The organism is Marinobacterium aestuariivivens (assembly GCF_042661465.1).
Taxonomy (GTDB): domain Bacteria; phylum Pseudomonadota; class Gammaproteobacteria; order Pseudomonadales; family Balneatricaceae; genus Marinobacterium_A; species Marinobacterium_A aestuariivivens.
Genome location: NZ_JBHSWE010000001.1, coordinates 783670 through 807370, shown reverse-complemented (window position 1 = coordinate 807370; position 23701 = coordinate 783670). Strand labels below are relative to the sequence as shown.

Below are 23701 nucleotides of genomic sequence, written 5' to 3'. Positions count from 1 at the left end.
ACAGGAAGATGGGTATCAGGACAGGGATAATCGCAGGAATGACATTGATGTCGGCGATTCAGGTGGCGCATGCGACGTCGGTGCAGGATGTCATAGCCGACAACATCTTGAGCAATCCGGAGGTCGCCGCCGCGATCAACGCCCGCCGGGCGGTGCGCGAGGAAGTGCGCGAAGCCATGGGCGGTCTCTATCCGGATATCGACATGCTGCTGGGCATCGGTCGTGAATGGACCGACAGTCCCACCACCCGAGATAACCAGCCTGACGGTGACGGCGACGAGGACCTGTGGCGCAGCGAGGCGACGCTGAACTTCCGCCAGATGCTGTTCGACGGCGAGGGCACCCAGAGCGAGGTCGCACGCCAGGAAGCGCGCCTGCGTTCGGCCGATGCCCGGGTGCGTGAAGTGGCGGAGCAGTTCGCCCTCGACGCGACCCGCCAGTACCTCGAGGTCGTGCGCCGCCAGGAGCTGCTGCGTCTGGCCAGGCAGACGCTCGGCAACCACGTCACCATCTATGACCAGATCCGCCGCCGTTCGGAGTCGGGGCTTGGCAGCCTGGCCTCGATACAGCAGGCGGAAAGCCGTCTGGCGCTGTCCGAGGTCAACGTGCTGGCGGCCGAGAACAACCTGCGCGATGCGCGCGCCAACTATATCCGCGTGGTCGGCGTCGAGCCGCCCGAGGATTACGAGGTGCCGGTCGATCTGTCGCTGCCCGCCAGCTACGAGCAGGCGCTGCAGCAGGCCGACATGACCCAGCCGACGCTGCAGCTGGCGGCGGCCGATATCGAAGCGGCCCAGGCACAGTACGAGGCGGCCTTCAGCCGTCTTTATCCGACCCTTCACTTCGAGATGGAGCGTACCTGGTACCACGATATCGATGGCGTGGAAGGGCAGAACGAAGACTTCACGGCGATGCTGCGCATGCGCTACAACATCTTCAACGGCGGCACCGACAAGGCCCGTATCCGCAAGACCCAGCACCAGATCCACGAGGCCGAAGAGATCCGCAACAGCGCCGACCGCCAGGTCACCCAGTCGCTCGGGCTGTCCTGGAACGCCTACGAGATCCTGGGTCAGCAGATGAAGTACCTCGAAACCTATGTCGGCTCGGCGGAGCAGACCCGGGATTCCTATCTGAAACAGTTCGATATCGGCCAGCGTTCGCTGCTCGACCTGCTGGATACCGAAAACGAGGTGTTCTCGGCGCAGAACTCCCTGACCGACACCACCTTCGACTACCTCATCGCCCAGTACCGTGTCGTCAGCGGCATGGGGCAGCTGCTCGATACCCTCGAGGTGCCGCTGCCGCAGAACGGCGAAATGGACGGCTCGCCGGAGATGGCGGACGCCTCCCGGTAACGGCGCCGGTTTGCATCTGCTCAGGCGGCTGGATAAAATCCGCGCTGCCTGAGCATTCAGATCCCAAGGGTTGCGTGGCGCAACCCTTTTTGTTTTTGGCACATTACTTTCGATTTTTGGCGCGGCGCAACTGATGAAAGCACACAAGATACTGCAGGCCCCGGTCCCGATGAGGCTGGTGGGTCCGATGCGGCTGACCGGCCATATCGTCGATGAAAAGGTCTGGGTTCCGCTCGCGACCTATGAAACCCCGCTCTGGCCTTCGGTCGGGCGTGGCGCACGCGTTTCGGTTCTGGCCGGCGGCATCAAAACGTCGGTGATCGACGAGCGCATGACCCGCTCGATCCTGCTGGAAGCGGAGGATGCCCTGGCCGCCCACCAGGCGATCGAGTCGCTCAAGGCGCGTCAGCCGGAGCTCAACGAGGTGGTCGGGCGCAGCAGCCGTTTTGCCCGGCTGATCGATATCCACTCCCAGGTGGTGGCGAACCTGATCTACCTGCGGCTGGAGTTCACCACCGGCGATGCATCGGGCCACAACATGGTGACCAACGCCGCGGACCAGCTGATCCCCTGGATCCTGACCCGGTACCCGGGGCTGCGTTATTCGTCGATCTCGGCCAACTACTGCTCCGACAAGAAGGCGACGGCGGTCAACGGCATTCTCGGACGCGGCAAGTACGTGGTGACCGAGTTGCTGGTACCGCGCGACCTGTGCGAGCGCAGGCTGCACACCACACCGGAAAAAATCGTCGACCTCAATATCAAGAAGAACCTTATCGGTACCCTGATGGCCGGCGGTCTGCGCAGCGCCAACGCCCATTACGCGAACATGCTGCTGGCCTTCTACCTGGCGACGGGCCAGGATGCGGCCAACATCATCGAGGGCTCTCAGGGCGTGGTGCATGCCGAAGTTCGCGACGGCGATCTCTACTTCTCCTGCACGCTGCCGAACCTGATCGTCGGCACCGTCGGGAACGGCAAGGGGCTCGATTTCGTCGAAGAGAACCTCGAGCAGCTGGGCTGTCGCGAAGAGCGCGAGCCCGGCGCCAACGCCCGCCGTCTGGCGGCGATCTGCGGGGCCACGGTGCTCTGCGGCGAACTGTCGCTGCTGGCGGCCCAGACCAATCCCGGCGAGCTGATGGAGGCTCACCTCAAGCTGGAGCGATGATGTCGGACCCGACCAACGAGCGCAAGATCGAGCATATCCGCGCGATCGAGCGGGACCCGGCGATCGAGCGCAACGGCGCCCACTTCGACGGTATCCGGCTGCGTCACCGGGCGCTGCCGGAGCTTGACCTGGCCGCTGTCGACCCCTCGACCGAGTTCCTCGGCAAGCGGCTCAGCTTTCCGCTGCTGATTTCGTCGATGACCGGTGGCGATCATGATCTGGTCAGGCGCATCAACCGCAACCTTGCCGAAGCGGCGGAGCGCTGCCAGGTCGCCCTGGGCGTGGGATCGCAGCGGGTCATGTTCACCCAGCCAGAGGCCCGCGCCAGCTTCGAGCTGCGCGAACTGGCACCGACCACGGTGCTGTTGGCCAATATCGGCGCCGTTCAGCTCAACTACGGTTTCGAAGCGGTACACTGCCAGCAGGCGGTGGATTGTCTCGGTGCCGATGCGCTCTATCTGCACCTGAATCCGCTGCAGGAGGCGATCCAGCCCGAGGGCGATACCGATTTCGCCGGGCTGAGCGCGCGTATCGGCGAGCTGGCCGGCCAGCTGTCGGTGCCGCTGATCCTGAAGGAGGTCGGCTGCGGCCTGGGTCCCGAGGCGATCGCCGCAGGACTCGCCCAGGGCGTACGGCTGTTCGATCTGGCCGGCAGCGGCGGCACCTCCTGGAGCCGTATCGAATACCACCGCTGCAATGCCGGCGAGGATCCGACAGGGCTGCGATTCCAGGACTGGGGCATCCCGACGCCGACGGCGCTGCGCCTGGCCGAGCCCTTTGGCGATCGCGCGACGCTGATCGCCAGCGGCGGGCTCAGAGATGGGATTGATATGGTGAAATCTGTTATACTCGGCGCCTCTTTGTGCGGCCTGGCGGCGCCCTTCCTGCGGCCTGCCATGGACTCTGCGGATGCCGTGGTCACTGTTATCGAACAGTTGCGCAGGGAATTTACAATCGCCATGTTTCTGCTGGGAACTCCGGATATCGCGTCGCTGTTCAGGAACCAGGCTCTTGTTCTTGAGGAGCGTTGAGGACCAAACCATCTATGTCAGTCGGTATTGATGAAATAAGCTTCTATACCTCGAATTACTTCCTGGATCTGCGCACCCTGGCGCAGGCCCAGGAGACCGATCCGGACAAGTATTATGTCGGTATAGGGCAGGAAAAAATGGGCATGGCGGCGCCCGACGAGGATATCGTCACCATGGCGGCGAACGCCGCCATGCCGCTGGTCGAAACGGTCGGATCGGACCGCATCGGCACGATGCTGTTCGCCACCGAGACCGGCATCGACCAGTCCAAGGCAGCGGGGGTCTATGTGCACCGCCTGCTCGGACTGCAGCCGAACTGTCGCGTCGTCGAGCTGAAGCAGGCCTGCTACAGCGCCACCGCTGCCCTGCAGATGGCCTGTGCGCTGGTAGCCCGGCAGCCCGAAAGCAAGGTGCTGGTGGTGGCATCCGATGTCGCCCGCTACGATCTCGGCACCCCGGGCGAAGCGACACAGGGCTGTGGCGCCGTCGCGATGATGATCACCGCCAATCCCCGCCTGGTCGAAATCGATCCCGAAGTCGGCAGCTACACCGAGGACGTGATGGATTTCTGGCGGCCCAACTACCGCAGCACTGCGCTGGTGGACGGCAAGTACTCCACCAAGATCTACCTCAAGTCGCTGAAAAGGGCCTGGGAGCATTTCCGCGAGGCGAGCCCGCTGGCGTTCGGCGATTTCAGTCACTTCTGTTATCACCTGCCGTTCGGGCGCATGGCGCAGAAGGCGCACCAGCATCTGGCCAAGCTCAACAAGAGCCCGCTGGGTTCCGAGCAGCTGGAGCGGCAGATCGAGGACAGCCTGCTCTACAATCGCGCCATCGGCAACAGCTATACGGCCTCGATGTACATCGGCCTGGCATCGCTGCTCGAGAACGGCCGTCAGGACCTGACGGGTAGGCGTATCGGTTTCTTCAGCTACGGTTCCGGCTGCGTCGCCGAGTTCTTCTCCGGCCGGGTGGTCGAGGGCTACGAGCGCTGTCTGCACCGTGACGCGCATTGGCGCATGCTCGAAGCGCGTCAGGAGGTCAGCCACGAGGAGTACCTCGAGCTGTATCGCTATCCGGACCCCCGCGACGGCGACCACCTCGAGATTCCGCATTCGACCACCGGTCGGTTCCGCCTGGCGGCCATTTCCCACCACAAGCGTGAATATGTCGTGTGCTGAAGCATGCCCGTGCCCCCGGCAAGCTGATACTTAGCGGGGAGCATGCGGTGGTCTACGGCAAGCCGGCACTGGCGCTGGCCGTGGACCGCCACATGGACGTGAGCTTCGAGCCGGACCGGCTGCCCCGGCTCAGCTGGCACAGCCGGGAAAAGGCCCATGCCCTGGGACTGGAAAAGTTCGCCGCCCTGCGGCGCCGGCTCGACAGCTACTTCGAGCGCTATCTGCGCGGCGAACTCAGTATCGGCCAGATCCTCGGCAAGCCCGGCGAACTGGTGTTCTACGCCGTCGACATGGCGCGGCTGCTGTCCGGCCTCGAGCAGTTGCCGCGCGGCCGGGTGCGGATCGACTCCGACATCCCCGTCGGCGCGGGCATGGGCTCGTCGGCCGCGTTGATCGCGGCGCTGCTGAAACTCTTCGGCCACTTCGACAACACTGACGAGCTGATCCGGCAGGTGCGCCACTGCGAGCGTCTGCAGCATGGCCGCGGCAGCCTGATCGATGCCGCTACGGTCTGCCTGGGCGGTCTGGTGCGTGTTCAGAATGACCGGATCGACAGCCTGCCGCTGCCATCGCAGGGGCTCGGGCCGGGCTGGTACTGGCTCTTTACCGGTACGCCGTCGAGCAGCACCGGCACCTGTGTCGAGCATGTGCGCCGCGGCTTCGCCGATTCCGATATCTGGAGCGAATTCGCCGATCTGACGACCCGGCTGGAGGCGGCGCTGGGACAGGGGGCGAAATTGCCGAGCTGGTGCGGGAAAACCACCGGCTGCTGATGCGAATCGGTGTGGTGCCGGCGGAGCTCAGCCGTTTCGCCGAGCAGGTCGAACAGTGCGGCGGTGCCGCCAAGATCTGCGGCGCCGGCGCCATCTCCGGCGACAGGGGCGGGCTGATGCTGCTCCGGCTGCCGGAGGGCACACCCGACCGGCTGGGACTGCCGCGGGGCTGGCAGTGGGGCGAATTGCACGAGGACCGCGAAGGCGTGCGGTTGCTGTAGATCAGCTGATGTAGGATGGGTGGAGCCGCGACCGGTAGTGCCGATCAGTTATGCACCGCTGTTTCCGGCGGTGTAACCCATCAGGCATACAGGGTTTCTGGATGCCTGGTCAGCGTAGTTTGCGATCAACCATGTATGCCGGAGGGGCTCATGGTGCCTATCACGCATGATGGGTTGCGCCGCCATAGACTCGGTGCAGCTTGGCGAACAAGGCAGTGAAGCGGCTCCACCCATCCTACAGGTTGATAGGGGAGGTTCTGGCAAAATTGGACAACTTGCGTGAAATCCGGGTTTCGGCGCCCGGCAGCATCATGGTGATGGGCGAACATTCGGTGCTGTTCGGCGAGCGGGCCATCGCCTGCGCCGTCGACCGCTACATGCATCTGCGACTACTGCCGCGCCGTGATCGCCGGCTGCAGATCCGGTCGGCGCTGGCCGAGGTCGGGGGCAGCCTCGACTGCCTGCCGCACGAGCCGCGTCTGAGCTTCGTGCTCGCCACCATCGGCCTGTTCGTCGAACGCCTGCCGGGCGGCTTCGATCTCGAGATCGAATCGGACTTTTCCCACACCGTCGGGCTCGGTTCCTCGGCGGCGGTGACGGCGGCGCTGGTCGCGGCGCTGCTGGCTCATGCTGGCGAAAACACCGAAAAGACGAATATCTTCGACTCGGCACTGGCTGTGATCCACCATGTCCAGGGGCGTGGCTCCGGCACCGATCTGGCGGCCAGTGTCCAGGGGGCTGGTCGGCTACAGTGTCTCGCCGCGACGCATCGACGCGTTGCCCGGGCTGCCGCCCATCGGGCTCTATTACTGCGGCTACAAGACCCCTACGCCGCAGGTGCTGGCCCGGGTGGCCGAGGCATCCGCCGGTTTCGAAAACCTGAATGCGCAGCTCTACCGCCTTATGGGCGCTACCACCGAACAGGCAGAAACGGCTATCCTCAGACAGGACTGGCCGGCGCTGGGGCGGCTGATGAATGTCTACCAGGGGCTGCTGGATGCCCTGGGCGTCAACGACGCGACCCTGGCACAGATGGTCTACCGGTTGCGGCACAGTCCCGGGGTGCAGGGCAGCAAGATCAGCGGCTCGGGGCTCGGTGACTGCGTGCTGGCGCTGGGACGGGATGAACAGCTGGCGGCCGATTTCGAGTCCATTCCGGTCGCCGTCAGCGGAGAGGGAGTCAGCATTGAGTATCTCTAGACAACAACTGGTGCAGTCTCGGTTGCCGGCACAGCTCTCGCCGCTGGACGAGGCCGAGGCGTTCGCACCGAGCAATATCGCCCTGTGCAAGTACTGGGGCAAGCGCGATGCCGAACTGAACCTGCCGATCAACAACAGCCTGTCGGTGTCGCTGGGGCATCTGGGCACCCGTACCCGGCTGCAGCGCTCGCCCGACGGGCGCGACCGGGTCTGGCTCAACGGTATCGAGCAGGACAGTAGCGGGGACTTTGCCGCCAAGCTGCTGGCGTTCATCGAGCTGTTCCGCGCCGGCCGCGTGCTGCCGGTGCATGTGCATACCGAGAACAACATACCGACGGCGGCGGGCCTGGCGTCGTCGGCCTCGGGCTTCGCCGCCCTGACCCTGGCGCTGGACAAATGGTTGCAACTGGCGCTCGAGCCAACGGTGCTTTCGGCTTTTGCGCGACTGGGCAGTGGCAGCGCCTGCCGCTCCCTGTTCGACGGTTTCGTCGAGTGGCAGGACGGCATTCATGACGACGGCATGGACTCCCATGGCGTGCCGCTGGAGGCGCGCTGGCCAGGGCTGCAGATCGGTCTGGTCAAGGTCGCCACCGGCGAAAAGGCGGTCGGCAGCCGGGCCGGCATGCAGCGTACCCTCGAAACCGCCCACCTCTACCAGAGCTGGCCGCTGCAGGCGGCGGCGGATCTCGAGAAGCTGCATCGGGCAATCGAGACCCGCGACTTTGCGCTGTTGGGCCAGACCGCCGAGCAGAACGCCCTGTCGATGCATGCCACCATGATCGCCTCCTGGCCGCCGCTTTTGTACTGGCAGCCGGAGTCCGTGGCGGCGATGCAGCGGGTCTGGCAGTTGCGCGAGCAGGGGCTGGCGCTCTATTTCACCATGGATGCCGGGCCCAATCTCAAGCTGCTGTTCGAGGCTCGGGATCGCGCGGCCGTCGAACAGGCCTTTGCCGGTCTCGAGGTCGTGGCGCCGTTCGGAGACTGAGGTGGAGCCCGTTACCGGTTTCATACTGAGCCGTCAGCAGCGGGACCGGCGGGATGGCATCGAGCTGACTTACTGGGTCAGCACCGACCAGGGACCGAGGGAAGTCCGCGTTCCGGGCCAGGAGGCGGTGTTCTTCGTGCGGCTCCGCGAGGTCGAGCGGGTCGCCGACGCTCTGCAGGGCCTTGAAGACTGGCGTCTCGAGGAGCGTCCGCTGCGGGATCTGACCGGCGAGCCCGTGGCGGCACTCTATTGCCGCAGTCTCAAACGGCTGCGCCAGGTGACCGAATGCCTCGCAGCAGCCGGGGTGGCCTTGCTGGAAGAGGACATCCGCCCGGTGGACCGCTACCTGATGGAGCGCTTTATCCAGGGCGGAGTCGAGGTGCAGTGGTTTCGGGACGGCCAGCCTCGACTGAAGGCCGCCGATTACCGGCCCCGGCTGCGGATGCTGTCGATCGATCTGGAAACCACGCTCAGTGCCGACCGTATTCTCTCCATCGGTCTTCAGGCCGCGGGGTACGGCCGGGTGCTGCTCTGCGGTCAGGGGGAAAACCGCGACTGGCTCGAGTTCGTCGCAGACGAGAAAGCGTTGCTGCAGCGGTTTCTGGAGGAGGTCGAGGCCTTCGATCCCGACATCTTCATAGGCTGGAATGTTATCGACTTCGACGTCCGGGTGCTGGAGCAGCGGGCCCGGGCGCTGGGTCTGAAACTGCGCCTGGGGCGCGACACCGAGCCGGCGCAGCTGGTGCGCTCCGGCCAGGGCAAGAGCTTCGTGCGTCTCGGCGGACGGCTGGTGATCGACGGTATCGATACCCTGCGCGGGGCGACCTGGCAGTTCGAGAGCTTTTCGCTGGAGTTCGTGGCCCGTGAGCTGCTCGGGCGGGGCAAGCTGATCGATCATGTGGATGCCCGCGGCGCCGAGATCCAGCGTCTCTACCGCGAGGACCCCGTGGCCCTGGCCCGCTACAATCTCGAGGACTGCGCGCTGGTGCAGGAAATCTTCGAACGGGCCCAGTTGCTGCACTTTCTCGTCGAGCGCTGCCGTCTCACCGGGTTGCCGCTGGACAAGGTCGGCGGCTCGGCCGCGGCGTTCGACAACCAGTACCTGCCGCGGCTGCACCGCAGCGGCTATGTCGCCGCCGAATACGCCTCGGGCCTGACCGGCCTGTCGATACCCGGTGGTTTCGTGATGGACTCGCAGCCCGGGCTCTATCGCCAGGTGCTGGTGCTGGATTTCAAGAGCCTGTACCCGAGCATCATCCGCACCTTTTGCGTCGATCCCTGCGGCCTGGCCGAGGGGCTGCGCGAGGGCGCCGATCCGGACGATCTGGTACCGGGCTTCAACGGCGCCATCTTCGCCCGCAGCCGCAGCATCCTGCCGTCGATCATCGAGCGCCTCTGGCAGGCACGCGACGAAGCCAAGCGCGAACGCAACGCGCCGCTGTCCCAGGCCATCAAGATCATCATGAACTCCTTCTACGGCGTGCTCGGCTCGAACCTCTGCCGTTTCTACGACCAGCGCCTGTCCGGCTCGATCACGCTGCGGGGGCACGAGATCCTAAACCGTACCCGCGACGAGATCGAGCGGCAGTTCGGTTACAGGGTGATTTACGGGGATACCGACTCGGTGTTCGTCTGGCTCGGCGACGACTGCAGCGACGACGAGGCCCACAAGGCGGGCGAAGCGCTGGCGCTGCATCTCAATGACTGGTGGCGGCGCCAGCTCGAGCAGCGCTTTGGCCTGCCGAGCTTTCTCGAGATCCAGTACGAGAGCCATTTCCGCCGCTTTCTGATGCCGCGCATGCGCCACTCCGAAAAGGGCAGCAAGAAGCGCTACGCCGGCCTCCGGCGCCAGGCCGACGGCGGCGACGAACTGGTGTTCAAGGGGCTGGAAAACGTGCGCACCGACTGGACGCCGCTGGCCCGGCGGGTGCAGCAGGAACTCTATGAGCGGGTGTTCCGGGGGCAGCCATTCGAGGCTTTTATCCGTGCCACCGTGGACGAGGTGCTGGCGGGCCGGCGCGACGGGGAGCTGGTGTACCGCAAGCGGCTGCGCCGGCCGCTCGATCAGTATCAGCGCAACCGCCCGCCCCAGGTGCAGGCGGCACTGAAGGCGGAACAGGCACTGTTCCGGGAGGGAAGGCGCAGTCCCTACCGGGCCGGCAGCCGCGTCGAGTACCTGATCACGGTGAATGGCCCGGAGCCGCTGGAGTTCCATGGCTCGCCGATCGACTACCAGCACTATATCGATCGTCAGCTGAAACCGGTGGTCGACACCCTGCTGCCGTTTCTCGGCCAGGATTTCGACTCCCTCGTCGCCCCGCAGCTTGGACTGTTTTGATCACCTCAATGGTCGAACAAATTGTAGACATACGAATCAAGCCCCGGCGTTGCCGTAACCGGTAACGAAGTCGTCGAGGCGCCGGAGCATCGCGGCTTTTTCGTCGTCTGAGACGAAGGCCGCCTCGAAGGCGTTGTGCGACAACTGCACGGCCTGGTCCCGGGTCAGCGGCAGCTGGCGGGACATCTCGATGAAGTTTTCCCCCATGTAACCGCCGAAATAGGCCGGGTCGTCGGAGTTGACCGTCACCTTGAGGCCCTGTTCGAGCAGTTGCAGGATATTGTGCTGGTCGAGGCTCCTGAATACCCGCAACCGTACGTTCGACAGCGGACAGACGGTCAGCGGGATCTGCTCGCGCGCCAGACGTTCGATCAGTGCCGGGTCCTCGCTGGCTCTGACGCCGTGGTCGATACGCGAGACCTTGAGCAGGTCCAGCGCCTGCCAGACGTATTCGGGCGGGCCCTCTTCGCCGGCGTGGGCAACGGTCAGGAAACCCTCGTGGCGCGCTTTCTCGAAGACGCGTTGGAACTTGGCCGGCGGATTGCCGGCTTCGGAGCTGTCGAGGCCGACCGCCACGAATTTGTCGCGGTAGGGCAGGGCCTGTTCCAGGGTCCGGAAGGCGTCCTCTTCACTGAGGTGACGTAAAAAGCTGAGGATCAGCCGGCTGCTGATGCCGAGCTGCTCGCGACCGTGCAGCAGCGCCCGGTCGATTCCGCTGATGACGGTGCCGATATCGATACCGCGGGCGGTATGGGTCTGGGGATCGAAAAAGGGCTCGGTATGGATGACGTTCTGCGTCTCGCACTGCTTCAGGTAGGCCCAGGTCAGGTCGTAGAAGTCCTGCTCGGTCTGCAGGACACCAGCGCCCTGGTAGTAGAGGTCCAGGAAGTCCTGGAGGTTGCCGAAGTTGTAGGCGGCCCGTACCTGGTCGACGGTGTCCCAGGGCAACTCGATGCCATTGCGCTGGGCCAGTTCGAACATCAGCTCGGGCTCCAGGCTGCCTTCGAGATGCATGTGCAGCTCGGCCTTCGGCATGCTGCTGAGAAAGTGTTCCATACGCCGTCTCCTTCGCTTGAATCTTCCCTGAGTTAAACCGAAAAAGACGACGGATGCCAGAGTCACCCTCTTATCGGTCCGCCAGAGGCGTGGCGAAGGTGTAGTCCATGTCCCAGGGGAAGCGGATCCAGGTGTCCTGGCTGACCTCTGTGATGAAGGTATCGACCAGGGTTTGCCGGCCGGCTTGGCGTAGATGGTGGCGAAATGGGCCTTGGGCAGCATATCGCGCACGCACTGGGCGGTCTTGCCGGTGTCGACCAGGTCGTCGACCAGAATCATGCCTTCGCCGTCGCCTTCGACCCTTTTCAGGATATTGAGCTGACCCCGGGCCATTTCCGCGCCATCGTCGCTCTTGCCGTAGCTGGTGACGCAGACGGTATCGATCAGCCGGATGTCCAGCTCACGGGCCAGGATTGCGGCGGGCACCATGCCGCCCCGGGTGATGGCAATGATGCCTTTCCAGGGGCCCTGTTCGAGCAGGCGCCAGGACAGAGCCCGGGCATTGCGGTGCAGTTCCTCCCAGGAAACCGGAAAGTCTTTTCGGTAGGGCACGGAGGCCATCGGTCGTTCTCCATCGTTTGCTCTGTAGCGACCGCGAAATCATAACCGATTCGACAGGATTTTCTAACCAGTAGCCGATTCGTAGGGTGGAATGAGCGAAGCGAATTCCACCGGGGATACCAGCAAGCAGCGGGGCCAATCAACGCCAACCACGGAGTAAATGTGCAGCACCGGTGGAATTCGCAGGCTCATTCCACCCTACACCATTGCCTTTGCGGCGAGCCGCTGCGCGGCGGCGCGATGCCCGGCGAGCAGCTGTTCGAGGTCGACGTCCGGCAGGGTGCCGTCGACCACCTTCCAGGCGCCGCCGACCATGACCCGGTCGGCCTGCTGGGCGCCGCACAGCAGCAGCGCGGCCAGGGGATCGTGGCTGCCGGAAAAGCGCAGTTCGTCGAGACGGAACAGTGCCAGGTCGGCCTGCCTGCCGGCTTCCAGCACACCGATATCGTCACGGCCGAGTACTTGGGCGGAGCCTGCGGTGGCCCAGCGGTAGGCATCGAAATGGGTGACTTTCGAAGCGCCGTAACGCAGACGCTGCAGGTACATGCCCTGGCGTACTTCGCTGATCATATTGGAGCCGTCGTTCGACGCCGAGCCGTCGACTCCCAGGCCGACCGGTGCGCCGGCCGCTTCGAGCTCGAGGTTGCGGCAGATGCCGGAGGCCAGCATCATGTTCGAGCTCGGACAGTGGCAGATACCGACGCCGGCGCGCCCGAGGCGGGCGATTTCGTCGTCGTTGAAATGGATGCCGTGGGCCAGCCAGGTGCGGCCGTTCAGCCAGCCGACACTGTCGAGATAATCCACGGTACGCATGCCGAAACGCTGTTGGCAGAAGGTTTCCTCATCGAGGGTTTCGGCCAGGTGGGTATGCAACCGTACATCCAGTCGCCCGGCGAGGGCGGCGCTTTCGCGCATGATCCCGGTGGTGACCGAAAACGGCGAGCAGGGGGCCAGCGCGATCTGGACCCGGGCGCCGTCACCGCGCTCGTGGTAGCGGTTGATCAGCCGTTCGCTGTCCTCGAGAATCTGCTCCTCGCTCTGGACCGTGCTCTGGGGCGGCAGGCCGCCATCCTTTTCGCCGAGGCTCATGGAACCCCGCGTCAGCATTACCCGTACGCCGGAGGCCCTTGCCTGTTCGACCTGCACATCGATCGCCTCCTCCATGCCATTGGGAAAGAGGTAGTGGTGATCGGCGGCGGTGGTGCAGCCGGACAGCAGCAGCTCGGTCAGCGCCAGCCGGGTGGCCTGGCCATGCATCTCCGGATCCAGATGGGCCCAGACGCCATAGAGACTTTTGAGCCAGGGAAAGAGCTCCTTGTTCAGGGCACCGGGCCAGGCCCGGGTCAGCGTCTGGTAGAAGTGGTGGTGGCAGTTGATCAGGCCAGGCAGCACTACGTGCTCGCCGGCATCGAATACCTGATCGCAGGGTGCGGAGGGCTGCTGGCCGCGGCCAACGAGTTCGACGATATGGCTGCCGCTGACGACGATACCGCCGGCAGCGTCCTGCTCGGTGCCGGTGTAGATGGCGAGGGGATTCTTGATCCAGAGTCGAGTCATGAATGGGGTTCCTAAAACAGATTGCGTACCGACAGCGCGCTGTCGGGCCATCGGGTTGTTTTAGGCGTGAACCCTTCGCCGTGCTCCGATCGGGAGTTATGTATACAAAACTTTGGGCAATAGTGAGCATTATGCGACGACCCGCCACGCTCTTCAAGTGCGGCTCAGCTGCTGTACAGCATTGCCCCTCAAGAATCATAATGAGCGTTAAGCGTTAAGCGTTAAGCGTTAAGCGTTAAGCGTTAAGCGGAGCTGGCATGATACCTCATGCTTCACGCCTCACGCCTCACCACTCACGAGGTCTCCCATGTCGTCCACCAAAGGTTCCTTTTTCTGCATCTGGCTGTTGCCGCTGATGCTGTTCGGCGTCGCTTTCCAGGCCCAGGCGAATTCGCCGCTCTCGAGGCAACTGGCCGAGGCCTATGTCAGTCTGTTGCCACAGGTGCGGGCCTTTTCCGACCGCCTGGATCCGGTGCTCGGTCAGCAGTTGCAGGGTGAGCTGCAGCCGCGCAGCGGCGAACCTTTCCAGCCCCATCGCAAGGGGCTGGAAATCCTGCGTCAGCGACAGGCCGGAGACTACCGTGAGCTCACGGGGCTGGTGCGGCAAGGCGGATTTGCCAGCGCAGAGGACTGGGCCCGCGTCGGGGATCAGGTGTTGCTGGGCTATGCGGCGCTGAAGGCCGATCAGGCCGGGCCGGAGCTGCTGCAGCTGGCCGCCGGCATGGACGGGATGGATCCGCAGATGCTGGCCCTGATGCCGCCGCAGCTGCAGGCGAGAATGACTCAGCTTGCCGTGCTGGCCAGGGTCGTGGCGGCGGTCGAACCGGCGGACCGGGCCATCGTGCGCCCGCTGCTGCCCCGCCTGGATGCGTATTGGCGGCGGGACTGGCAGCAGTATCGGGAATAACGGGTGACAGGTAACAGGTAACAGGTGACGCGTTACGCGTCACCTGTCGGTCAGTCTTCCAGCGTCTGATGCGGACCGAAGAGTTCGTAATGCAGACGGCTGTCCTCGAGGCCCCAGCTCTTGAGCTGTTTGTAGATCGCACGCATGAATGCGATCGGACCGCAGAAATAGAACTCGGTGTTGTCCTGCAGAATCGAGGCTTTCAGCGGCGCCAGGTCCATCAGCCCCACGGCATCGTAATCCCGGTCGATGACATCGCTGTCCAGCGGCGAGCGGTACCAGCTGAAGCTGTGCAGCTGCTCGTGCCGGCTGTCGAGCGTGGCAATGTGGTCACGGAAGGCGTGCTGGCGACCATTTTCGCAGGCGTGCAGATAGTGGATCGGCGCTGCATGATCCTTTTGCACCAGGGTATTGAGCATGCTCAGCATCGGGGTCTGTCCGACTCCGCCGGACAACAGCACCACCGGCGTGGTCTTTGCGATGTCGAGGAAAAAGTCGCCGGCGGGGGGCAGCAGGTCGATCTCGTCGCCGACCTCCATGCGGTCATGGAGAAAGTTGGACACCTGGCCGGGGAGGGGCTTTGCTCCCGCTTGACGCTGATGCGGTAGGTTTTTCCGTTCGGGGCGTCGGACAGCGAGTACTGGCGGAACTCATGATGCGGCAGCGTCTCATCCTGGATCGACAGGCTCAGATACTGGCCCGGCTTGTAGTCGCTGACCGGTTTGCCGTCGACCGGGGCCCAGACGAAGGACGTGATCAGCTCGCTCTCGGCACGCTTCTCCGCCAGGCGGAAACGGCGCTTGCCGCGCCAGCCGCCGGTGGCCGCTTCTGCCTGGTCGTAGATCTCGGCTTCGCGGCCGATGAAGATGGCCGCCAGCTGTCCGTACGCGGCTCCCAGGCCTCGAGCACTTCGGGAGTGGCTGCGTCCGGTGCCAGCTCGCGAAGGGTCTCGAGCAGGTGATGACCGACGATATCATACTGCTCCGGGCGGATCAGGAAGCCGGTGTGCTTCTGCGCGATGCGCTCGACGGCCTGGGCCAGGACGCCCGGGTTGTCGATATAGCGGGCATAGGCGAAGATCGCATTGAACAGAGCGACCGGTTGCTGGCCGGAATGCTGGTGCGAGAGGTTGAACACCTCCTTGAGCTCGGGGTTCTCACGGAACATCCGGGCATAGAAATGTTCGGTCAGGGCGCTGCCGGCGGATTCAAGCAGCGGCAGTGTGGATTGCACGATCGCGATATGATGCGGGGCCAGCATATTTCTTATCCTTAAAATGTAAAATTGATATATGTTAAGAAGGTGTATTATCGATATATGTATGTTGCCGTCAAGTGCTGTTTGGCCGGCGAACGGGGCCTTTTTTGTCGCCGCTGGATGACAGTTCTGTGCCCCAGGGTCTATGGTCAATAGAACAGGACAGAAAAAACGAACCAGCGAGTTTGCTGAGATTACCGGATCAGGGATGCGCCCATTACTCTATAGGTCTGACCCCGATGAGTCGTCTGGATGCTCGTTATCTGCGCAGGAGGCTTCTCGAGGCGCAGCATGAGCAGACGCCGGTCGCCCTGGCCGGTACCGCTTTTGTGGCACTCTGTGCAGGCGGCTATTACTGGTGGCGAACAGAGGACGCTTTTTTCCCTGTCTGGCTGCTGGCCGCCGGCCTGATCGTACTGTTTCGCCTCGGTCTCTATCTGCGACTGGAGGCGCAGCGGGCCCGGGCGGACCTTCCAGATGTCGCCCGCTGGCAACAGCTGTATTCCGTCAGCGTGGTGATGGCCGCGATCAGCTGGGCCGCGATCGGCCTCTACGTCGAGTTGACGCTGCCCTTTTCCGAAGCGGCGTTCATCTATGTCTGCCTGGCTGGCATGGTGGCCGGCAGCGTGGCCAGCACGGCGTCGGTCTCTCCGAGCCTGTACCTGCTGTTTTCCGCGATCACCCTGCTGCCACTGTCGATTTTGCTGCTGGTGTCGATGTTGCCGCAGAAAGTGGCGATGGGGCTGATCTGCATCGCCTTCTTCGTTTTCACCCAGCGCTCGACCTTTCGGATTTATCAGGTCTTCGAGGGTTTCATGTCGACCAATATGGTCAACGAGCAGTTGCTGCGGGACCTGCGCAAGGAACAGCGTCGGGTGCTGAAACTGAACGATCAGCTGCGTCAGGATCTGGTCAGGCGGATCAATACCGAGAAGCAGCTGCGCGTGGAAAAGCAGCGTGCCGAGACGCTCGCCGAAAAACTCTACGAGCTGTCGTCGATCGACGGCCTGACCGAGATCCCCAACCGGCGCTATTTCGACGAACTGCTCGCCGACGAATGGAGCCGTGCCCTGCGTACCGAAACGGTGCTGTCGCTGATTATCTGCGATATCGATTACTTCAAGGACTTCAATGACCACTACGGTCACCTGCTCGGTGACGAGTGCCTGAAGGCGGTGGCCCATGAACTGGACATGCATGCCCGCCGCGCCGGGGATTCGGTGGCCCGGTTCGGCGGCGAGGAGTTTGCCGTGCTGCTGCCTGGAACCTCTCTGGAGGATGCGATGAGGCTGGCGGACCAGATGCGTGAAGCGGTCAAGGCCCTGGGCATCTCCCACCGTGCTTCGAAAGTGAGCGACCTGGTCACCATCAGCATGGGGGTGGCCAGTCTCGTGCCGTCAATGGAGAGCAATCCCAGGCAGTTGCTCAAGGAGGCCGACGAAGCGCTCTATCTGGCCAAGGACCAGGGGCGGGACCGGGTGGTCTGCGCCGCCTGATGCCAGGGCCTGCCGAAACCGCCCCCATTTCTGGTCTGCAGCGAAGCATGCAGGCGGGGTGGTCGTCCGCTTTCCCTGTTCCTACCGCCGGATGCCGCAGCCCGTGAGGATGATCTCCGTGAGGGTTTCGGTGGCCGTGTCGAAGACCTCGGGGGCCAGCGTTTGTTGGCCCAGTGCCGCCTCGATCTGGACGGCGAAATCGGCATAGTGCTGGGTCGCGCCCCAGAGCAGGAATATCAGATGGGCAGGGTCGACCGCTTTCATTTTGCCGGCTGCGATCCATTGCTCGAAGACGGCCGCACGGGACCGGAACCAGTCGCGGTAGTCCTGCTGGAAATACTGACTCAGATGCGGGCCGCCGCTGAGAATTTCCATCGCGAACACGCGAGAGGCCTGCGGGTACTTGCGCGAAAACTCGATCTTGGTGGCGATATAGCGCGGCAGTACGACAGCGGGATCGTCATCGGCGCTCAGCTCATTGAAGGTGCTGTCCCAGAGATCGATGATATTGGCCAGCACGGCGTAATAGAGCCCAAGCTTGTTGTTGAAGTAGTAGTGGATGTTGGCTTTTGGCAGGCCGGCGCGATCCGCTACCTGCTGCATGCTGGTGCCCTTGAAGCCGTGACGGGCAAATTCCTGCTCGGCGGCCTCCAGGATCAGCTTTTCGTTCTGTTGCCGTATGCGGCCGGCGGGCCTGTCCGCCCGGTGAGCGTCCACTTCGAACTGCATGCCTGGTCACTCTCATCATCGAAATCAAGGGGGCATTATACGGGAAGGGGCTGCGCTTGTGGGGCTCCCCGGCTGTTGGTATGTCGGTCTGTGACATAGAATGGATGGTTTTGGCGATGAATTGAGAACAGAAGGAACTGGTTCGGAATGACAACCAAGAGTCTGCAGGCCGACCTGCTGCTGCTGCTGGTCACCCTGCTGGCGGCCATGGGCTGGATCTTTTCCCATGAGGCGCTGCAGGGGTTTCCACCGATGGGCTTTATGGGGGTTCGTTTTTTGCTCGCCGGCCTTTTGGTGAGCAGCGTCGGCTGGACTGAGCTCGGACGGCTCCCCTGGCGCCTGGCGCCGTGCCGGCGCCACCGGTGTGGTGATGGGCATGGCGATGCTGTGCTGGATCCTGGGGCTCTTTCACGCCACCCACCTGGGGGTGGGGGCCTTTATCAGCAGCCTCGGAGTGGTGCTGGTGCCGGTGGTGGGCTGGCTGTTTTTCCGTCAGCAGCCCACGGCCAGTACCTGGGTGGCGGTGCTGGTCGCGACCCTCGGCATGGCTTGCCTGTCCCTCGAGGGGGCTTGAGCTTCAGCGCGTCCGATGCCTTCTTCGTAGCCGCCGCGGTGATTCTGGCGGTGCATTTCAATCTCAACAGCCGCTTCGCCGTCAGCATACCGCCGGTGGCGCTGACCGGGATTCAACTGACGGTGGTCGGACTGATCGCCCTGGCCGCCTCACTGCTGCTGGAGTCCTGGGAGGCGCCGGGCTGGCAGGCGCTGGGCTGGCTGCTGGCCAGTATCCTGATCGCGACCAGCCTGCGTTTCTTTTTCAGATCAAGGCGCAGGGCATGGCGACGGCCAGTCATGCGGCGATTATCCTCACCCTGGAACCGGTATGGACAGCGATTCTCGGCGTTTTCTGGCTCGATGAACGCATGGGGGCGCTGCAGCTGGCCGGCTGTACGCTGATCTTTCTGGCGCTGCTGATCAACCGCTGGCGCTGGCTGCTGCAGCGACCCGGGCGGGATCGCTAGTTCGGGGAACGGCGTGGCAGCAGCGCTGTCTCTGTAGCAAACCAGGCAACCGAACGATCTGTCAGGGTGGGAAATGCGTGTCTGAGATCCTGTTTCGCCTGTTGCTGTTTATCGCCCTCTTCGGTGCCGTTGCGCTGCTGGAGGCCCGATGGCCCCGCCGTCTGCGTCGCCAGCCCCGGCGCCGGCGCTGGGCGATCAACGCAGGTCTGCTGCTCGTCGATGTAGTGGCCCAGCGGCTGACGCTGGGAGCCGCGGCTTTCCTGATGGCCGGTTATGCCCAGAGCCATGGCTGGGGGCTGTTCAGGTTGGTCGAAATGCCGGGCTGGTTTACGGCACTGCTGGGATTCGTGCTGCTGGACCTGGCGATCTATTTTCAGCATGTGCTTTTCCACGCGGTGCCGCTGCTATGGCGGCTGCACCGGATACATCATACGGACCTGGAGCTGGATCTGAGTTCGGGCTTTCGTTTCCACCCGTTCGAGATTCTGCTGTCCCTGCTGTACAAGGTCGCGGTGGTGGCGGCGCTCGGCATCTCGCCCTGGGTCGTGCTGGCGTTCGAGGCGACCCTGAGCGGGGCGGCGCTCTTTACCCATGCCAACCTGCGGCTGCCGGCCGTTGTGGATGGCCAGCTGCGCAGGCTGCTGGTGACGCCCGACATGCACCGGGTCCACCATTCGGTCATTGCGCAGGAGACGAACAGCAATTTCGGTTTCTTCCTCGCCTGCTGGGACCGGCTGTTCGGTACCTATCGGGCGCAGCCCGAAGCCGGTCACCGGGCCATGACCATCGGCTTGGCCGACTATCGGCAGCCGTCCCGTCTCGGCCTTGCGCGGCTGCTCTGGCTACCGTTCGAGTCTTCACCCCAGGCGTCGGACCAGCCGCGCTCCGATGCCGGGAGGGGCGCATCATGAATCGGCTGGTGGCGCGATTCTGTACAACGGTTGATCAGTGGTTTTTCGCCATTGGCGCAATGGTTCAAAGGGCGGTTTTGTAAAGGAATTTTTTTACAAAATTTGTGTGGCGCGGTGAATGGACGCAGGTCCCGGGTTATCGGGATTCGAGGCTGAAAAGGGCCGGGGCTACACCCAACGCCGGGGCAAATCAAGTATTGAAAAAACGCGGTGTAACTATATTTAGTGCCCATTCATCCGGTTTGCACAAGATATAGTGTTGTTCCAGTGATCATTCCACTAGAGCAGCCTTTGCCGTTGCCTGTAGTCCGCCTTCGGTTACCGCTGGGCAGGGTACGGGGCTGAGCGGCGTGCAATACCGGACTTCAGATTCAAGAGAGCATCCAGGAGTAGGGCGGCGGCGCTATGCAGCAAGATTTGATGGTTACCAAACGGGACGGTCGACGCGAAATCATCGATTTGGAGAAGATTCACCGCGTCGTTATCTGGGCCGCACAGGGGCTCGATAACGTGTCTCCGTCCGAGGTCGAGCTCAAGGCGCATCTGCAGTTCTACGACGGCATCAAGACGTCCGATATCCACGAGACCCTGATCAAGTCCGCGGCCGATCTGATTTCCGAGAACGCGCCGGATTACCAGTACCTGGCGGCGCGCCTGGCGATCTTCCACCTGCGCAAGCGTGCCTTCGGCAGTTTCGAGCCGCCACGCCTGTTCGATCACGTGACCCGCATGGTCGAGTCCGGGCGCTATGACCGTCACCTGCTCGAAGACTACAGCGAGCAGGACTGGGACGAGCTGAACAGCTATCTGGCCCACGACCGCGATATGAACTTTAGCTACGTCGCCGTCAAGCAGCTCGAAGGCAAGTACCTGGCACAGAATCGCGTGACCGGCCAGATCTTCGAGAGCCCGCAGATCCTCTACATGCTGGTGGCTGCCTGCCTGTTCGCCAATTATCCGCGCGACAGCCGTCTCGAATACGTCAAGCGGTTCTACGATGCGACCTCCAGCTTCAAGCTGTCGCTGCCGACACCGATCATGGCCGGTGTGCGCACGCCGACCCGCCAGTTCAGCTCCTGTGTGCTGATCGAATGCGACGACAGCCTCGATTCGATCAATGCGACGGCCGGCGCTATCGTCAAGTACGTGTCGCAGCGTGCCGGCATCGGCATCAATGCCGGCAAGATCCGCGCCATTGGCAGCCCGATCCGTAACGGCGAGGCTTTCCATACCGGCTGCATCCCGTTCTACAAGCACTTCCAGACCGCCGTGAAGTCCTGCTCCCAGGGCGGCGTGCGCGGTGGGGCGGCGACGCTGTTCTACCCGATCTGGCATCTCGAAGTGGAATCGCTGCTGGTACTCAAGAACAACCGTGGCGTCGAGGAAAACCGCGTCCGCCATATCGATTATGGCGTACAGATCAACAAGCTGATGTACCAGCGCCTGATCAAGGGCGAGAACATCACCCTGTTCAGCCCGCACGAAGTGCCGGGACTCTATGATGCCTTCTTCGCCGACCAGGCCGAGTTCGAGCGTCTCTACGTGCAGTACGAGCAGGACCCGAGCATCCGCAAGAAGACCATCAAGGCGGTCGAACTGTTCGGCCTGATGGCCTCCGAGCGTGCCTCCACCGGCCGCATCTACGTGCAGAACGTCGACCACTGTAATACCCATAGCCCGTTCGATCCGGCCGTGGCGCCGGTCAAGCAGTCCAACCTCTGTCTCGAGATTGCGCTGCCGACCAAGCCGCTGAACGACATAAACGACCCGAATGGCGAGATCGCGCTCTGCACCCTGTCGGCGTTCAACCTCGGTGCGCTGGACAACCTCGACGAGCTCGAGGATCTGGCCGACCTGATCGTCCGTGCCCTCGACAGCCTGCTGGACTACCAGGACTACCCGATCGAAGCGGCGCGCAACGCCACCATGGCCCGCCGTACCCTCGGTGTCGGCGTCACCAACTTCGCCTATTATCTGGCCAAGCACGGTGTGCGCTACTCCGACGGCTCGGCCAACGGCCTGGTGCATCGCACCTTCGAGGCGATCCAGTACTATCTGCTCAAGGCCTCCAACCAGCTGGCCAAGGAGCAGGGCGCCTGTCCGAAGTTCAACGAGACCACCTACGCCAAGGGACTGCTGCCGATCGACACCTACAAGCGCGAGGTGGACGAGTTCTGCGACGAGCCGCTGCACTACTTCTGGGAAACCCTGCGCGAGGATATCCGCGAGTTCGGGCTGCGCAACAGCACTCTGACCGCGCTGATGCCCTGCGAGACCAGCTCCCAGATCACCAACTCCACCAACGGGATCGAGCCGCCGCGTGGCTATGTGTCGGTGAAGGCGAGCAAGGATGGCATCATGAAGCAGGTGGTGCCGGAATACACCGAACTGAAGAACCACTACGAGCTGCTCTGGAGCATTCCGAACAATGACGGCTATCTGCAGCTGGTCGGAATCATGCAGAAATTCGTAGACCAGTCGATTTCGGCCAACACCAACTACGACCCGAGCAAGTTCCCGGGCGACAAGGTGCCGATGAAGCAGCTGCTCAAGGATCTGCTGACCGCCTACAAATACGGCGTCAAGACGCTGTACTACCACAATACCCGCGACGGGGCCTCCGATGGCCAGGACGACGGCGGTTGTGAAGGCGGCGCCTGCAAGCTGTAACCGTTCTTTTCAGTGATACCGGGCGGGGCTGCCAGTCGAGGGCGGTGCCCGCCTGTCCGGTTGTGCGCTCTTAAGCGGAGTTTTTAGGGAAGCGATGTCTTACTCCACGTTCAGTACCTCTACCCATGACGCCACCCGCGAACCGATGTTCTTCGGCCGCAGTGTCAACGTCGCCCGTTACGACAAGCAGAAGTACCCGATTTTCGAGAAGCTGATCGAAAAACAGCTGTCGTTCTTCTGGCGTCCCGAGGAGGTCGACCTGTCGACCGACCGCAAGGACTTCATGGGGATGCCGGACCACGAGAAGCACATCTTTCTGAGCAACCTCAAGTATCAGACGCTGCTGGACTCGGTGCAGGGGCGCTCGCCCAATATCGCCTTCCTGCCGGTGGTGTCGCTGCCGGAGCTGGAAACCTGGTTCGAGACCTGGGCGTTCAGCGAGACGATCCACAGTCGTTCCTACACCCATATCATCCGCAATATCATTACCGAGCCGTCGACGGTGTTCGACGAGATCGTCACCAACGAGGAGATCGTCAAGCGGGCCGAGTCGGTCACGCGCCTGTACGACGAGTTCATCGCGCTGGTGCAGGTGTACGTCACCCACGGCGAGGGTGAGCACAGAATCAACGGCCGCGTGTTCGACAGCCGCCTGCGCAACCTCAAGCGCAAGCTCTATCTGACGCTGGTGTCGGTGAACGTGCTCGAGGCGATCCGCTTCTATGTCAGCTTCGCCTGCTCCTTCGCCTTTGCCGAGCGTGCGATCATGGAGGGCAATGCCAAGATCATCAAGCTGATCGCGCGCGACGAGGCGCTGCACCTGACCGGCACCCAGCACATGCTGAACCTGATGGCCTCCGGTGCCGACGACCCGGAAATGAAGGAAGTGGCCCGCGAGTGCCGGGAAGAGGCGATACGGATCTTCGCCGAAGCGGCGCAACAGGAGAAGGACTGGGCTCAGTACCTGTTCCGCGACGGCTCGATGATCGGCCTCAACGCCAAGATCCTCAGCGACTACGTCGAGTACATCACCAATGTGCGGATGAAGGCGCTGGGCTTCGAGGAGCTGTTCCCGAGCAAGCAGAACCCGCTGCCCTGGATGAACGCCTGGTTGGTCAGCGACAACGTCCAGGTGGCGCCGCAGGAGTCCGAGATCAGCTCCTACCTGGTGGGGCAGATCGACAACGAGGTTGGCGACGGCGATTTCGACGACTTCGATCTTTAAGGCACTCAGAGAGGGGCCTGCCGCCGCAACAGTGGCGGGCTCCGCAGACAAGGAA

Annotated in this window: 22 protein-coding genes and 2 pseudogenes; 17 read left to right on the top strand and 7 right to left on the bottom strand. The window is 63.2% G+C overall.

Going from position 1 to position 23701, the window contains the following annotated elements; genetic code table 11:
• Window positions 1-47 precede the first annotated feature (47 nt).
• The 10 genes and pseudogenes from ACFQDL_RS04195 to ACFQDL_RS04150 all read left to right on the top strand — a co-directional run bounded on the left by ACFQDL_RS04195 (window position 48) and on the right by ACFQDL_RS04150 (window position 10255).
• On the top strand, window positions 48-1358 hold the full coding sequence (locus tag ACFQDL_RS04195; protein WP_379907944.1) for a TolC family outer membrane protein: 1311 nt from the start codon (window positions 48-50) through the stop codon (window positions 1356-1358).
• 133 nt (window positions 1359-1491) lie between these two features.
• Window positions 1492-2526 carry a hydroxymethylglutaryl-CoA reductase gene (locus tag ACFQDL_RS04190; protein WP_379907943.1) on the top strand — a complete coding sequence of 345 codons (1035 nt, stop codon included), beginning with the start codon at window positions 1492-1494 and terminating at the stop codon, window positions 2524-2526.
• Window positions 2526-3557, top strand: a complete 1032-nt coding sequence (gene fni / locus ACFQDL_RS04185) for a type 2 isopentenyl-diphosphate Delta-isomerase (protein WP_379907942.1) — start codon at window positions 2526-2528, stop codon at window positions 3555-3557. Before ACFQDL_RS04190 ends, fni begins: the two co-directional genes overlap by 1 nt.
• Before the next feature lie 14 nt (window positions 3558-3571).
• Window positions 3572-4738, top strand: a complete 1167-nt coding sequence (locus ACFQDL_RS04180; protein ID WP_379907941.1) for a hydroxymethylglutaryl-CoA synthase — start codon at window positions 3572-3574, stop codon at window positions 4736-4738.
• Entirely contained in the window at window positions 4732-5511 is a 780-nt protein-coding gene (locus ACFQDL_RS04175; RefSeq protein ID WP_379907940.1) for a mevalonate kinase family protein, read from the top strand. Before ACFQDL_RS04180 ends, ACFQDL_RS04175 begins: the two co-directional genes overlap by 7 nt.
• Window positions 5511-5732, top strand: a complete 222-nt coding sequence (locus ACFQDL_RS04170; RefSeq protein WP_379907939.1) for a hypothetical protein — start codon at window positions 5511-5513, stop codon at window positions 5730-5732. The genes ACFQDL_RS04175 and ACFQDL_RS04170 overlap by 1 nt, the downstream gene beginning before the upstream one ends.
• Window positions 5733-6043: 311 nt before the next feature.
• Window positions 6044-6409, top strand: a pseudogene (locus ACFQDL_RS04165) (GHMP family kinase ATP-binding protein); the annotation flags it as partial.
• A 10-nt stretch (window positions 6410-6419) separates the two neighbouring features.
• The gene (locus tag ACFQDL_RS04160; protein WP_379907938.1) at window positions 6420-6932 is read left to right on the top strand and encodes a mevalonate kinase family protein; all 513 of its coding nucleotides are present in this window, start codon (window positions 6420-6422) and stop codon (window positions 6930-6932) included.
• The gene (mvaD, locus tag ACFQDL_RS04155) at window positions 6919-7917 is read left to right on the top strand and encodes a diphosphomevalonate decarboxylase (RefSeq protein WP_379907937.1); all 999 of its coding nucleotides are present in this window, start codon (window positions 6919-6921) and stop codon (window positions 7915-7917) included. The genes ACFQDL_RS04160 and mvaD overlap by 14 nt, the downstream gene beginning before the upstream one ends.
• A gap of 1 nt (window position 7918) precedes the next feature.
• Window positions 7919-10255, top strand: a complete 2337-nt coding sequence (locus ACFQDL_RS04150; protein ID WP_379907936.1) for a DNA polymerase II — start codon at window positions 7919-7921, stop codon at window positions 10253-10255.
• Between the two features lie 36 nt (window positions 10256-10291).
• Here ACFQDL_RS04150 and ACFQDL_RS04145 read toward each other — a convergent pair whose 3' ends face one another.
• The 3 genes and pseudogenes from ACFQDL_RS04145 to ACFQDL_RS04135 form a co-directional block, all read right to left on the bottom strand.
• Window positions 10292-11311, bottom strand: a complete 1020-nt coding sequence (locus ACFQDL_RS04145) for an adenosine deaminase (protein ID WP_379907935.1) — start codon at window positions 11309-11311, stop codon at window positions 10292-10294.
• A 70-nt stretch (window positions 11312-11381) separates the two neighbouring features.
• Window positions 11382-11872, bottom strand: a pseudogene (gene gpt, locus ACFQDL_RS04140) (xanthine phosphoribosyltransferase).
• 198 nt (window positions 11873-12070) lie between these two features.
• Window positions 12071-13429: an 8-oxoguanine deaminase gene (locus ACFQDL_RS04135; protein WP_379907934.1), complete on the bottom strand. Its 1359-nt coding sequence runs from the start codon at window positions 13427-13429 to the stop codon at window positions 12071-12073.
• A gap of 307 nt (window positions 13430-13736) precedes the next feature.
• Between ACFQDL_RS04135 and ACFQDL_RS04130 the strand changes: the two genes are divergently transcribed.
• Window positions 13737-14336, top strand: coding sequence for a hypothetical protein (locus ACFQDL_RS04130; RefSeq protein ID WP_379907933.1), 600 nt, complete (start codon window positions 13737-13739; stop codon window positions 14334-14336).
• A 50-nt stretch (window positions 14337-14386) separates the two neighbouring features.
• On the opposite strand, the gene ACFQDL_RS04125 is transcribed toward ACFQDL_RS04130, so the two are convergent.
• Both ACFQDL_RS04125 and ACFQDL_RS04120 read right to left on the bottom strand, forming a co-directional pair.
• The gene (locus tag ACFQDL_RS04125; protein ID WP_379907932.1) at window positions 14387-14899 is read right to left on the bottom strand and encodes an NO-inducible flavohemoprotein; all 513 of its coding nucleotides are present in this window, start codon (window positions 14897-14899) and stop codon (window positions 14387-14389) included.
• A gap of 193 nt (window positions 14900-15092) precedes the next feature.
• Window positions 15093-15596 carry a globin domain-containing protein gene (locus ACFQDL_RS04120; RefSeq protein WP_379907931.1) on the bottom strand — a complete coding sequence of 168 codons (504 nt, stop codon included), beginning with the start codon at window positions 15594-15596 and terminating at the stop codon, window positions 15093-15095.
• Between the two features lie 236 nt (window positions 15597-15832).
• Between ACFQDL_RS04120 and ACFQDL_RS04115 the strand changes: the two genes are divergently transcribed.
• Window positions 15833-17089 carry a GGDEF domain-containing protein gene (locus tag ACFQDL_RS04115; RefSeq protein ID WP_379907930.1) on the top strand — a complete coding sequence of 419 codons (1257 nt, stop codon included), beginning with the start codon at window positions 15833-15835 and terminating at the stop codon, window positions 17087-17089.
• A gap of 81 nt (window positions 17090-17170) precedes the next feature.
• Here the strand turns inward: ACFQDL_RS04115 and ACFQDL_RS04110 are convergent, their stop codons facing one another.
• Window positions 17171-17818: a TetR/AcrR family transcriptional regulator gene (locus ACFQDL_RS04110; protein ID WP_379907929.1), complete on the bottom strand. Its 648-nt coding sequence runs from the start codon at window positions 17816-17818 to the stop codon at window positions 17171-17173.
• 376 nt (window positions 17819-18194) lie between these two features.
• Here ACFQDL_RS04110 and ACFQDL_RS04105 point away from each other — a divergent pair, with 376 nt between their 5' ends.
• The gene (locus ACFQDL_RS04105) at window positions 18195-18392 is read left to right on the top strand and encodes a hypothetical protein (RefSeq protein WP_379907928.1); all 198 of its coding nucleotides are present in this window, start codon (window positions 18195-18197) and stop codon (window positions 18390-18392) included.
• Window positions 18393-18504: 112 nt separating this feature from the next.
• Here the strand turns inward: ACFQDL_RS04105 and ACFQDL_RS04100 are convergent, their stop codons facing one another.
• Complete coding sequence (locus ACFQDL_RS04100; protein ID WP_379907927.1) at window positions 18505-18672, bottom strand: hypothetical protein; 168 nt, start codon at window positions 18670-18672, stop codon at window positions 18505-18507.
• On the opposite strand from ACFQDL_RS04100, the gene ACFQDL_RS04095 reads away from it, so the two are divergent.
• The 4 genes from ACFQDL_RS04095 to nrdB all read left to right on the top strand — a co-directional run bounded on the left by ACFQDL_RS04095 (window position 18655) and on the right by nrdB (window position 23646).
• Window positions 18655-18840 (top strand): EamA family transporter, encoded by a 186-nt coding sequence (locus tag ACFQDL_RS04095; RefSeq protein ID WP_379907926.1) that lies wholly within the window; start codon window positions 18655-18657, stop codon window positions 18838-18840. The two genes, ACFQDL_RS04100 and ACFQDL_RS04095, sit on opposite strands and share 18 nt — an antisense overlap.
• A gap of 77 nt (window positions 18841-18917) precedes the next feature.
• On the top strand, window positions 18918-19751 hold the full coding sequence (locus ACFQDL_RS04090; protein WP_379907925.1) for a sterol desaturase family protein: 834 nt from the start codon (window positions 18918-18920) through the stop codon (window positions 19749-19751).
• Window positions 19752-20156: 405 nt separating this feature from the next.
• Window positions 20157-22421, top strand: coding sequence for a class 1a ribonucleoside-diphosphate reductase subunit alpha (gene nrdA, locus ACFQDL_RS04085; protein ID WP_379907924.1), 2265 nt, complete (start codon window positions 20157-20159; stop codon window positions 22419-22421).
• A 94-nt stretch (window positions 22422-22515) separates the two neighbouring features.
• Window positions 22516-23646 carry a class Ia ribonucleoside-diphosphate reductase subunit beta gene (nrdB, locus tag ACFQDL_RS04080; protein ID WP_379907923.1) on the top strand — a complete coding sequence of 377 codons (1131 nt, stop codon included), beginning with the start codon at window positions 22516-22518 and terminating at the stop codon, window positions 23644-23646.
• The last annotated feature ends 55 nt before the right edge of the window (window positions 23647-23701 follow it).

Bases quoted from the DNA above. Each gene is read 5' to 3' on its own strand.
- ACFQDL_RS04195 (WP_379907944.1), top strand. From the start codon at position 48: ATGTCGGCGATTCAGGTGGCGCATGCGACGTCGGTGCAGGATGTCATA.
- ACFQDL_RS04190 (WP_379907943.1), top strand. From the start codon at position 1,492: ATGAAAGCACACAAGATACTGCAGGCCCCGGTCCCGATGAGGCTGGTG.
- fni (WP_379907942.1), top strand. From the start codon at position 2,526: ATGTCGGACCCGACCAACGAGCGCAAGATCGAGCATATCCGCGCGATC.
- ACFQDL_RS04180 (WP_379907941.1), top strand. From the start codon at position 3,572: ATGTCAGTCGGTATTGATGAAATAAGCTTCTATACCTCGAATTACTTC.
- ACFQDL_RS04170 (WP_379907939.1), top strand. From the start codon at position 5,511: ATGCGAATCGGTGTGGTGCCGGCGGAGCTCAGCCGTTTCGCCGAGCAG.
- ACFQDL_RS04160 (WP_379907938.1), top strand. From the start codon at position 6,420: ATGTCCAGGGGCGTGGCTCCGGCACCGATCTGGCGGCCAGTGTCCAGG.
- ACFQDL_RS04145 (WP_379907935.1), bottom strand. From the start codon at position 11,311: ATGGAACACTTTCTCAGCAGCATGCCGAAGGCCGAGCTGCACATGCAT.
- ACFQDL_RS04135 (WP_379907934.1), bottom strand. From the start codon at position 13,429: ATGACTCGACTCTGGATCAAGAATCCCCTCGCCATCTACACCGGCACC.
- ACFQDL_RS04130 (WP_379907933.1), top strand. From the start codon at position 13,737: ATGTCGTCCACCAAAGGTTCCTTTTTCTGCATCTGGCTGTTGCCGCTG.
- ACFQDL_RS04120 (WP_379907931.1), bottom strand. From the start codon at position 15,596: ATGCTGGCCCCGCATCATATCGCGATCGTGCAATCCACACTGCCGCTG.
- ACFQDL_RS04115 (WP_379907930.1), top strand. From the start codon at position 15,833: ATGAGTCGTCTGGATGCTCGTTATCTGCGCAGGAGGCTTCTCGAGGCG.
- ACFQDL_RS04110 (WP_379907929.1), bottom strand. From the start codon at position 17,818: ATGCAGTTCGAAGTGGACGCTCACCGGGCGGACAGGCCCGCCGGCCGC.
- ACFQDL_RS04105 (WP_379907928.1), top strand. From the start codon at position 18,195: ATGGCGATGCTGTGCTGGATCCTGGGGCTCTTTCACGCCACCCACCTG.
- ACFQDL_RS04095 (WP_379907926.1), top strand. From the start codon at position 18,655: ATGGCGACGGCCAGTCATGCGGCGATTATCCTCACCCTGGAACCGGTA.
- ACFQDL_RS04100 (WP_379907927.1), bottom strand. From the start codon at position 18,672: ATGACTGGCCGTCGCCATGCCCTGCGCCTTGATCTGAAAAAGAAACGC.
- nrdA (WP_379907924.1), top strand. From the start codon at position 20,157: ATGCAGCAAGATTTGATGGTTACCAAACGGGACGGTCGACGCGAAATC.
- nrdB (WP_379907923.1), top strand. From the start codon at position 22,516: ATGTCTTACTCCACGTTCAGTACCTCTACCCATGACGCCACCCGCGAA.